Source organism: Nocardioides sp. (assembly GCF_035703625.1).
Taxonomy (GTDB): domain Bacteria; phylum Actinomycetota; class Actinomycetes; order Propionibacteriales; family Nocardioidaceae; genus Nocardioides.
This window is the reverse complement of the sequence record NZ_DASSXS010000146.1, coordinates 1-2,329: the sequence shown is the minus strand read 5'-3', so window position 1 is coordinate 2,329 and position 2,329 is coordinate 1. Positions and strand designations below refer to the sequence as shown.

Below are 2,329 nucleotides of genomic sequence, written 5' to 3'. Positions count from 1 at the left end.
CTCGGCGGCCGCGGGCAGGTCCACACCGGCGACCTGTACGACGCGCTGCCCGACGACCTGCGCGGGCGGATCGACGTGCTGGTCGCCAACGCGCCCTACGTGCCGACCGGGGAGATCGCGTTGATGCCGCCCGAGGCGCGTGACCACGAGCCCCGGGTGGCGCTCGACGGGGGGACCGACGGGCTCGACGTCCAGCGCCGGATCATCGAGCGAGCCGCCGAGTGGCTGACGCCCGGAGGGCACCTGGTCGTCGAGACCAGCCGCCCCCAGGCGGCCGGAACCCTTGCTGCCTGCGAGCTGGCCGGCCTCGTCGCCCGGGTGGTCACCGACGACGATGTCGACGGCACGGCCGTCGTGGGGCGCCGCCCGTAGGCTGGACCGATGCACGACGGCCCCCTGATCGTCCAGAGCGACAAGACGCTGCTGCTCGAGATCGACCACGAGCGCGCAGCCGACTGCCGCAAGGCGATCGCGCCGTTCGCCGAGCTGGAGCGCTCGCCCGAGCACGTCCACACCTACCGCCTCACCCCCCTCGGCCTGTGGAACGCCCGCGCCGCCGGGCACGACGCAGAGCAGGTGGTCGACACCCTCCTCGAGTACAGCCGGTACTCCGTCCCGCACACGCTCCTCGTCGACGTCGCCGAGACCATGGCCCGGTATGGCCGGCTCCGTCTCGAGAAGCACCCCACCCACGGGCTGGTGCTGGTGTCCACCGACCGCCCGGTGCTGGAGGAGGTGCTGCGCGCCAAGAAGGTCGCCGGCATGATCGGCGACCGCATCGACGCCGACACCGTGGTGGTCCACGCCTCCGAGCGCGGCAACCTCAAGCAGGTCCTCCTCAAGCTGGGCTGGCCTGCCGAGGACTACGCCGGCTACGTGGATGGCGAGGCGCACCCGATCGCGCTGGACGAGACCGAGTGGCACCTGCGTGACTACCAGCGGGAGGCCGCCGAGTCGTTCTGGCACGGTGGCTCGGGCGTCGTCGTACTCCCGTGCGGCGCGGGCAAGACCCTGGTCGGCGCCGCGGCGATGGCCCAGGCCCAGGCCACCACGCTGATCCTGGTGACCAACACGGTCAGCGCGCGGCAGTGGAAGGACGAGCTGATCCGGCGGACGTCGCTGACGGCCGAGGAGATCGGGGAGTACTCCGGCGCGGTCAAGGAGATCCGTCCGGTGACGATCGCGACCTACCAGGTGATGACCACGCGCCGGAAGGGCGTCTATCCGCACCTCGAGCTCCTCGACGCGCGCGACTGGGGGCTCATCGTCTACGACGAGGTGCACCTGCTGCCCGCCCCGATCTTCCGGATGACCGCCGACCTTCAGGCCCGGCGGCGGATCGGCCTGACCGCGACCCTGGTCCGCGAGGACGGCCGGGAGGGTGACGTGTTCTCGCTGATCGGGCCCAAGCGCTACGACGCCCCGTGGAAGGACATCGAGTCCCAGGGCTGGATCGCCCCGGCCGACTGCGTCGAGGTGCGGGTGACCCTGCCGTCGGGCGAGCGGCTGGCCTACGCGACCGCGGAGCCCGAGGAGAAGTACCGGCTCGCGTCGTGCACCCACCACAAGATCGACGTGGTGCGCTCCCTGGTCGAGCGGCACCGGGGGCAGCCCACCCTGGTGATCGGCCAGTACATCGAGCAGCTCGACGAGCTGGCCGCAGCGCTCGGCGCCCCGCTGCTCAAGGGCGAGACCACGGTCAACGAGCGCCAGCGGCTGTTCGAGGAGTTCCGGTCCGGGGCGCTCGACCTGCTGGTGGTCTCGAAGGTGGCGAACTTCTCCATCGACCTGCCCTCGGCGGAGGTGGCCATCCAGGTCTCGGGTTCGTTCGGCTCCCGGCAGGAGGAGGCGCAACGCCTCGGGCGGCTGCTGCGCCCGAAGGAGGAGGGCAAGACCGCCCACTTCTACACGATCGTCTCCCGCGACACCGTGGACGCGGAGTTCGCCCAGAACCGGCAGCGGTTCCTGGCGGAGCAGGGGTATGCCTACCGGATCCTGGACGCCGAAGCCGTCGAGCGGGACGGGCTGTAGGCGCGCGTGCGGACACTCACGGATACAGCCGATGAGCGGTCAATGAAACGCGGCTTGGGGGCTCACGCCCACCGGGAAGTCATCGCAGATGGCGGGTTGGTCGCGAACCAGGCGGCCTGGTCGCGGGCCTGAACCAGATGGCGGCCGGGCGCGACGATTGTGACCTCCCATGCGTCGAGGTTCGTCGTGTGTGAGAGGTGGATGTCGTTGAGGATCTGGACGCCGTAGGCGTCCGGGGTGCGGCTCGCCTCGAGGTGGCGGACTTGCGAGAGCCATCCGCCTTGGCTGATGCCGCCTG

At 71.1% G+C, this 2,329-nt stretch carries 2 protein-coding genes and 1 pseudogene; 2 read left to right on the top strand and 1 reads right to left on the bottom strand.

The features are described from left to right. Both VFN12_RS07145 and VFN12_RS07140 read left to right on the top strand, forming a co-directional pair. Nucleotides 1-372, top strand: a pseudogene (locus tag VFN12_RS07145) (putative protein N(5)-glutamine methyltransferase); the annotation flags it as partial. Nucleotides 373-381: 9 nt separating this feature from the next. After that, entirely contained in the window at nt 382-2,031 is a 1,650-nt protein-coding gene (locus tag VFN12_RS07140; protein ID WP_325117935.1) for a DNA repair helicase XPB, read from the top strand. 62 nt (nt 2,032-2,093) lie between these two features. On the opposite strand, the gene VFN12_RS07135 is transcribed toward VFN12_RS07140, so the two are convergent. Next, a partial coding sequence (locus VFN12_RS07135; protein WP_325117934.1) for a hypothetical protein occupies nt 2,094-2,329 on the bottom strand: 236 nt, incomplete at its 5' end.